This window comes from Endozoicomonas sp. ONNA2 (genome assembly GCF_024606365.1).
Lineage (GTDB): Bacteria > Pseudomonadota > Gammaproteobacteria > Pseudomonadales > Endozoicomonadaceae > Endozoicomonas.
Genome location: NZ_JAHHPO010000429.1, coordinates 1 through 7,691, shown reverse-complemented (window position 1 = coordinate 7,691; position 7,691 = coordinate 1). Strand labels below are relative to the sequence as shown.

The 7,691-nt window shown below is 48.4% G+C and carries 8 protein-coding genes; 6 read left to right on the top strand and 2 right to left on the bottom strand.

All coding sequences use genetic code 11. From position 1 onward, the window contains the following. Positions 1–13 precede the first annotated feature (13 nt). From KDK14_RS07740 to KDK14_RS07715, 6 genes are all read left to right on the top strand, one after another. Entirely contained in the window at positions 14–724 is a 711-nt protein-coding gene (locus KDK14_RS07740) for a helix-turn-helix domain-containing protein (protein ID WP_257264506.1), read from the top strand. Positions 725–992: 268 nt separating this feature from the next. Next, entirely contained in the window at positions 993–1,949 is a 957-nt protein-coding gene (locus KDK14_RS07735; protein WP_257264505.1) for a PD-(D/E)XK nuclease-like domain-containing protein, read from the top strand. Beyond that, positions 1,946–2,224 (top strand): hypothetical protein, encoded by a 279-nt coding sequence (locus KDK14_RS07730; protein ID WP_257264504.1) that lies wholly within the window; start codon positions 1,946–1,948, stop codon positions 2,222–2,224. Before KDK14_RS07735 ends, KDK14_RS07730 begins: the two co-directional genes overlap by 4 nt. Beyond that, a complete protein-coding gene (locus tag KDK14_RS07725; protein ID WP_257264503.1) occupies positions 2,211–3,338 on the top strand; it encodes a RecT family recombinase in 1,128 nt (375 codons plus the stop codon). The genes KDK14_RS07730 and KDK14_RS07725 overlap by 14 nt, the downstream gene beginning before the upstream one ends. A gap of 50 nt (positions 3,339–3,388) precedes the next feature. Continuing rightward, a complete protein-coding gene (locus KDK14_RS07720) occupies positions 3,389–3,856 on the top strand; it encodes a ParB/RepB/Spo0J family partition protein (protein WP_257264502.1) in 468 nt (155 codons plus the stop codon). Next, positions 3,853–3,987 (top strand): hypothetical protein, encoded by a 135-nt coding sequence (locus KDK14_RS07715; RefSeq protein ID WP_257264501.1) that lies wholly within the window; start codon positions 3,853–3,855, stop codon positions 3,985–3,987. Before KDK14_RS07720 ends, KDK14_RS07715 begins: the two co-directional genes overlap by 4 nt. Positions 3,988–4,122: 135 nt before the next feature. Here the strand turns inward: KDK14_RS07715 and KDK14_RS07710 are convergent, their stop codons facing one another. Together KDK14_RS07710 and mnmH are read right to left on the bottom strand one after the other, a co-directional pair. Beyond that, positions 4,123–5,853: a recombinase family protein gene (locus tag KDK14_RS07710; RefSeq protein ID WP_257264500.1), complete on the bottom strand. Its 1,731-nt coding sequence runs from the start codon at positions 5,851–5,853 to the stop codon at positions 4,123–4,125. Positions 5,854–6,358: 505 nt separating this feature from the next. Further along, complete coding sequence (gene mnmH / locus KDK14_RS07705) at positions 6,359–7,483, bottom strand: tRNA 2-selenouridine(34) synthase MnmH (protein ID WP_257264499.1); 1,125 nt, start codon at positions 7,481–7,483, stop codon at positions 6,359–6,361. Positions 7,484–7,691: the final 208 nt, after the last annotated feature.

Sequence of the window (7,691 nt, the reverse complement as noted above, 5' to 3'; positions counted from 1 at the left end):
GTGAGGAGGTGTTATGACGTGGCAAGACCGGTTTTATCAACTGTTGAGTGGATCAAAATACGGGACCATTAACGAACTGTGCAAGGAAGCCGGTATTGCCAGCAGCACGTTTGGTAATGCGCTCAAAGGCAGCCATGTTCCGAAACCGGCCACCATGGAGAAGGTTGCCCAGGTGCTGGGCACCACCTGGCAGTATTTATTAAACGGTGACGAAAAACAGTCCGTGCCGGATACCCAGGTACCGGTGTTAAAGGCCGGCCAGGTGCAATCCTGGATTGATGGCAAGTTGTCGATCAATGACTGTGAAGAGCTGATTCATTCGCCGTTTCCAATCCGCAACCGGTTCTTTGCCTGGCGCGTGGATGTGAATGATATGGAGCCGTATTTTTTCATGAACAGCTATATCGTTTTTGACAATAAAGTGGATTACAAGGTCATACACTGTCACAACCGATTGTTTTTCCTGATCGGCTGGATTGACTACCGGGATTCGGGGCATTTCGGTACGCAAGATTTATCGGAATTGTCGAAATTTATGCAGGAAGGGAAAAAGAACTCAGATCCGTTACCGACCACTCCTTTTTCCAATGTGACGGTCTGCGAATTATCCAAAACCATGCAGGGTTTTCAATTAATGTCGGGTGACCGTCGTTTTTCCACGGCAATGGACCCCAAAAAGCACCAGATTCTGGCGCAAGCCCGTTATGGTATCACCGTCTATTAATTATTTTTTAAATAACCTGAGCTAATGATAATGATTTAGTTCGATTTAATTCTGAATTAAATCGCATTTAATTTGCAGGCGTAAAGCCTTGTGACACTAGGCGTGCAGCGATTTTGAATTAATTCGCACCCCCGGGTATGTTAAACACGTAATAGCGTATATATATAAAAGGCTGTTTAGAATATTTTACGTTTTTTGCGTTTTATATTTTGCGATTAATTAAAAGCGAAGCTAGTTTTTACCAGACTTCATTCCATGAGGTTTAGCTATGTTTCAATACGCCGATGCCGACTATCAACCCGGCACCCTCATCTATCACCACCCTGAACACTTCTACCGAAAAGCACCGGGCATCAGCGCCAGTGAGGTGAAGGTGTTTGCCAATGAATGCCCGGCCCATTATCACCACCGGTTTTTGGGTGAACCGGTGATTCGCGCCGAATCCACCGCCATGGTGCTGGGTTCCATGGTCCACTGCCTGGTGCTGGAGCCCGACGAATTTGACCGGCGTTACCTGGCCCAGCCGACACCCGGGGAACAGGACCTGGTGACCGTGCCCCACCTGAAAGCCTGGCTAAAACACCATAACCTGAACCAGGCAGGCAGCAAATCTGAATTGACTGAACGGATTTTGCAGCACGATCCCGACGCCCCGGTCTGGTCAGTTATGAAGGAAAAGCGCCAACAAGCCAAACAAAAAACCGTCAAACCCGACCTGATGGAGCAGGCCCGTTGCATGGCTGACAGTGTGCTGAATACCCCACAGGCGCGCTGGCTGCTGGGTGAAGGAGAGGCAGAAGTGTCCGTCTGGGGCCAGCATGAAGAGACCGGCCTGTTGCTCAAATGCCGACCGGACTGGCTGCGCAAGGAAATCTGCATTGATTTGAAAACCTGCGCCTGTTCCGGACCCCGGCAGTTTGGCCAGGATTTTCTGAAATTCGGCTATGAGCTCCAGCAGGCCCATTACATCAGCACCCTGACCAGTGCCGGTATTGAGATAGAAGTGTTTGCCTTTATCGCCGTGGAAAATGAAGCGCCGTATGTCACTCAGGTGTATTTGCTGGACAACCAGGGAATAGAAGCCGCTTTTCGGCGCTGGAACACGATCATGAACAGCCTGGCCGAATGCCAAACAAACGACAGCTGGCCGGGTTATGCCACCGGGGAAACCGAACTGACCCTGCCAAAGTGGTATTACCAGCAGTACGCCGCGGAGATTGAATGATGCCAAACACTCAACACTGCGCCATTGAAGACATGGCGGAACGGTGGATACACGAAGTGCTGGAACACAAGCCGTTCAGTGACCAGGACCGGGTTCACTGCCAGTTGTTTGCCCTGTTGTACATTGGGCGTTCTCTGGACGCCATTGATTCAAGGTTGATGCACATGGAAACCCTGTTGCGGGGCATATATGACAAAAAAAACAACAAATGCAACTGGAATTCATTAATGCGGGAGATCAACGACCGCTGGAGAAATCGTTATGGCAAGCAATGACCTGATGATTCAGCAGTTTGAGCATGATCTTGTCGGCCAGAGTCATGCACTGGAATCGGTCCTGCCACCGGGACTGGAACTCAGACGGTTTATGCGCACGGTTTCCAACCTGCTGCAGACGCACGCCCAGTCAGCAAGACTGCTGGCCGCAGATCGGCAGAGCCTGTTCAATGCCTGCCTGAAAGCGGCGGGTGATGGCTTATTGCTGGATGGCAGAGAAGCAGTGTTGACCGTTTTCCATGAAAGCAAAAGTAATACCGATAAAGTGACGTATATGCCCATGGTGCAAGGACTGGTGAAGCTGGCGCGCAATTCTAGCGAAATCAGCAACATTGTCTCCGAGGTGGTGTACGACAAGGATGAATTTATCTACCGGCCAGGTATTGACGAGCATCCATTGCATCAACCGGATTGGTTTGGTGAACGTGGCAAACCGATCGGCGCTTATGCCGTGGTGACCACCAAAGACAATGAAAAAATTGTAACAGTGCTGGCCAGGGACCGGATTCTGGCCATCGGCCAGGGTGGTCGTAATGCCGACCAGTACATGCCTGGCAAAGGTGCCCACTTTGTCGAGTGGTGGAAAAAAACCGTTATCAAGAATGCGCTTAAGTACAGCCCAAAATCCACTTACTTGGCTTCAGCCATGGCCGCTGACAATGAGCTGATTTCTCCGGATAAAATCCCACCCACAGAAAAAAACGTGACGCCCATCAAAACACTGAAAGGCATTTTGCACGGCGAGTCAGTGACCGCCCGGACGGAGAGTGAGCCACCAAGCGGACGGTCGACGGTCGACCAGTACATAGAAGACCAACAGGAAAACACACCAGTAGAGGTGATAAACGCAGCGCCTGTGGCTGATCAGGGTGAGGCCATGAAGCAGCGGGTGCGTCACTCCATGCAGGACAATCACCAGTCCATTGAACCATCAGCCACTGAACAGGATGAAAAGGACTGCCAGCTGTTTCTGGAGGTGATTGCCAACATTACCGACCTGAAAGAGCTGAAGGAGTTTGGCGAAGACATCGCCGGCAAGGTGCATCCGGATTTTCTGGACAAGGTGAAGGGTGCTTACAAACAACGCCGCAATGCGTTAATGAATGAGCAGTAAAAATAAAGCCGACTGTGCTGGTCGGCTGTAAGTCCACTAAAGGTATTTCTATGAACAGTGTAACCCATTCAGATCAGAGTACCAGACTGTTAATGACGCCAGAAATGGCTGAAAACATTCTGGAAGAGCGCAACGGTCGCAATCGGAAAATCAGCAAAGAGCTGGTAAGACGAATCAGCAGGGACATCAAAAATGACCGGTGGATCTTTAATGGCCAGCCCATCATTTTTGACGATGAGGGACATTTGATTGATGGACAACATCGCCTGACGGCTATTGCCAGGAGTGGTAAAGCCGTTGAAACCCTGGTTGTTTCCGGCATTGAGGACAAAAAAGCTTTTCACACCATTGACCATGGCAAACCCAGAACCTTTGGGTGCAATCTCAGTGCAGACAAGATCAGCAATTACAACGCAAATTGCCCGACAAGGAACAGGCCGCCATTGATTACGACGACAAACAGGCGGTCAAAAAGAAAGTCCGCCAGATCCGCAAGCCACCCAAGAGGGCCAACATGAACAAACCAGAAACCATCAAGCCAGAGATTGCCAGCGTGCTGGCATTAACCCGTGACTGGCCTGAAAACCAGTTGCTGGCATTGATCGACATGCTGCAACAGCAAGTGAAAGACAACAGTGAGGGTAAGTGATGATTACTGCACAGATTGACTACCAAAACCTGCAATTTATGGTCTTTGACGATGGTGCATTGCAGGATAACCCGCTGCCGGTTGAGGTGCAGCGGGCGGTGATTCAAAAAATTACTGTAGAAGTAGCAGAAAATTTTAGGCAGGAGCTACGTGGTCAGATGACAAATCGGCCGCCGGGTCTTGATGACATTCTGCTTCACTAACGGATAAATCACCCTTTTTCACCCAGTGCCCGGATTTACGGTCTATTGCCAAAATCCGGGTTTTGTCGTTTATGAAGGTCAGTTTCATAACAATCAGGTTGTCCGGTATGGCCAGTTTGAGCTTTTTGCCAGCCTTGCTTTCACCAAAACTGTGAAAGTAAATATCCATACGCTTAAAGGTCTTTTTTACTATCTGCCGGACCAGCAGCCGCGTATCTTCGTCCATATCATGCACCTGTTTTTTCACCTGTTCCCACTGGGCAATCAGGTCGGCGCTTTTGTAAACCTTTTGAAACCGCAGGTCGTCATTCAACCGGGCGATTCTGGCCTGCAAATCATCGAGCTTTGCCTGGTGCTGGCTGATGACATTGGTAATGGGCGACACGTCCTGACCGGCTATCAGCAGACGGGTGATTTGCTCATTGCCGTTATTGATGACGGTTTCGGCTTCACTGGCCTGACGCTGCAGTTCACCCATCTGTGCCTTGATCGCCAGGCTTTTGTCGGTGTCGTCGTTGAGGATCGCCGACAGTTCCATCTGGTCGGCGCAGTATTCGAGAAGGGCGCGTTCAATAAGAACCGCCATCACAGAAATGCTTCTGGAACTTCTTGCATAACATTTTGTTCCGGATTTTCTAGAAGAGCATCGGATACGACGAAGCCCGCTGGTTAGCTGATATTGTTTGTTTTTATACGTTCTTGGTTTATGGTTTTGAGCATTTAATGGACATCCACAGTGACCACAAAATCCTAAGTTTGCACCTGTAACTATTCCAGGAATTTGTTGTTGTGATTTGGTAGAAGCCCTGTTTTTGATTTCATTTTGCAGGGCCAAAAAGTCATCATTTGCAATCAGTGCCGGATAATAGTTTTTGATGACATACTTTTCATCATTTACCAAAAATGATCGCTCACCAATCAGAGCACGATTTTTCAGCATATTTGTTAAATATGACGTGTACCATCGTTCACCCCCAAATGGTGCGTATCTGGATTCGAGGTATTCTTGCATTTTATAGACGCCCCATCCTTTCTTGCTGAGAGAAATGATTTCGCAAACTATTGCCGATTTATCTTCAATTAAGTCAAACCCTGTTTTGTCTGGTTTTGGTGTGACCCAATAAGGATCTCGGCCATTTCTTATGATCTTCCCATGTCCGTGCTCAATCCAATGGTTAATTTGAGCGATAATTGACGACTTTACCCTTTCGCTTTTGTGTTCCGACTCTTTATTAGCCCTAACCATATCAATCAAGCTCTCGAAAAGTTGATATGGGTTCTGGTCAATAGACTCTTGGGAGTATGACTTTCCATCCTTGGCAATTATGACGGTAATGCCAGCATTAATGATGTTCAGAAAGTGTGGGAGTGCTTTGCGTGGATTTGCCCGACTAAGTCGGTCAAGATTCTCAACAATTAGGACAGAACCTGGCTCAACAATTCCGTCCTCAATAGCTCGGTAAAATACACCAAGTGCGCCTTTGTTAATGTGATTCTGATGATAAGCAGATAACCCTTCATCGCGCATAGTCAGCGACTGATCTAGAGTGATGTTGTTATTTTGAGCATATTGCATTGCATAATCAGTCTGCCGCTGTAAGCTATGACCTTTTGATTGTTCAGGCGTACTGAACCGCATATAGCTGTAAACTTTGCGAGGCATTCGACCTAATCTCCAGAGGAAAACAATTTGTATATACTAGCACTTTACAGGCATTCCAAAAAGAGTTATCATAGTATCTTTCTACAGACAGCAGACTCATGCTGCACGTTTTCAATGCGAACATCTATCGCCCTTTGCCGTTGCTCAAATTGGCATATTCTAGCAAAGGGGGACCAGACAAGAGAATACGGAAGAATAAATACGGTTGAAGTCGCCAAAATGTGTCGCAGTTTTGAATACCGTACAAGATGACTTTGTACCTTCCATAAAATAAATCTGAATAAATAATGATCTGGTTCTTGCTGCTGAGAATCTCTGCATTGGGTCAGTTCCGCAAAATGGCGACCAGTTTTTCATTAATCTGTGAGGTATCTGAATGGTGAAAGGCAAGGGGGGCAGATCAGTTCCGGGATGCCAGCCAGTACCCAATGGCTGGTAATGGCAGGGTGTAGTGCGCGGATTTAATCACTGTTTTTGGTTCCTGACAGATGGTGGTGGACTGTATTCATACGCATCTCACCAATGTTTTGTAGTAATGCCCGATAGCCTCACGATCTCCCCGAAAGATAATGTCACCTTCTTTTTGCGCCAGCTGATAGTCATACATGGGATCGTAATAATTGCTGAGCAGATCACCGATCAGAGGGCGGTAGTCTTCTATTATCCCGCCATTTTTATGTTGCGCAATGGCGTGTTCCAAAATACTGGTTAATTGCACAAAGCGTGCTCCACCGAGTCGGCGGCGGATACGGTAAAGGCTGGCCGAGAGCCCCTCGGCAAATTGCTCAAAACCCTGTTGCTCACCGTAAGCGGCAATAAATTCAGCAAGATTGTCGGTTACATACGCCTTAAGGCCAATGTTGACCCGCTCTTGCAGGGTCTCCTCGAGCAAAATTACCGGGGCTTGCCGCATTTTGTCCCGCACCGCCTGTGGCAGGCTGCAACGGCCAATCAGTTTACTCTCATCTTCCAGCAGCACGGGGGTTGTGGGGTGCTGGTGGCGCTGCTTCAGCAGTGCGATAGACAGGCGATTTTCGAAATCGATCTGGCTGGGCTGTCCACCGTGCCGACGGCCAAAGGTGGACCCCCTGTGGTTGGCAAGCCCTTCCAGATTAATGCTGTAAGGCAGTTGTTGTATAAGCCGGGTTTTGCCCGTACCGGTTTTGCCACTGAGGACAATGAAAGGAATCTCTTCAACGGAGCGCTCCAGCTCATCAATCAGAAAGCGTCTCAGCGCTTTATAGCCACCCTTGATCAGCGGGTAAGGATAGCCAGACTCCTTCAGCCACTGCTGGGTAATATGAGAGCGCTGCCCACCACGAAAGCAGAACAAGTACCCTTCAGGGTGTTTTCGGATAAAGGATTGCCAGTCTGCCAGACGTTGTGCACGAACATCGTCAGTAGCCAGCCTGTAGCCCAGCGCTACAGCCGCCTCAGGTCCTTCTTTTTGGTAGCAGGTACCAATCAGCTCGCGCTGTCGGTCATCCATTACAGGAACGCTGGTAGCGGTCGGGAAGCTGCCTTTGGCAAATTCCACCGGGGCACGAACATCCATCAACGGAATGTCCTGAAGAAAAATAGACAGGAAGTCTTCAGTATTGGCGTTTTTTTGATTTATGGATTTGGTCATTGAGGGCTACTGTGACTGATCAAACTGCATAGTTATGTACCTGGAGGAGTGATTTGGCAAGTCTGGTCACATAAACACCAGGAAGAAATTTTGCCGCGACCTGTAACTATGACCTGTAACTATGACCTGTAACTATAAAAATAGTTGGCCCTAAGGAATTGTCCCGGAATAACTTCATCATTTTATTCAGTCCGGGAAAATGCCGCCG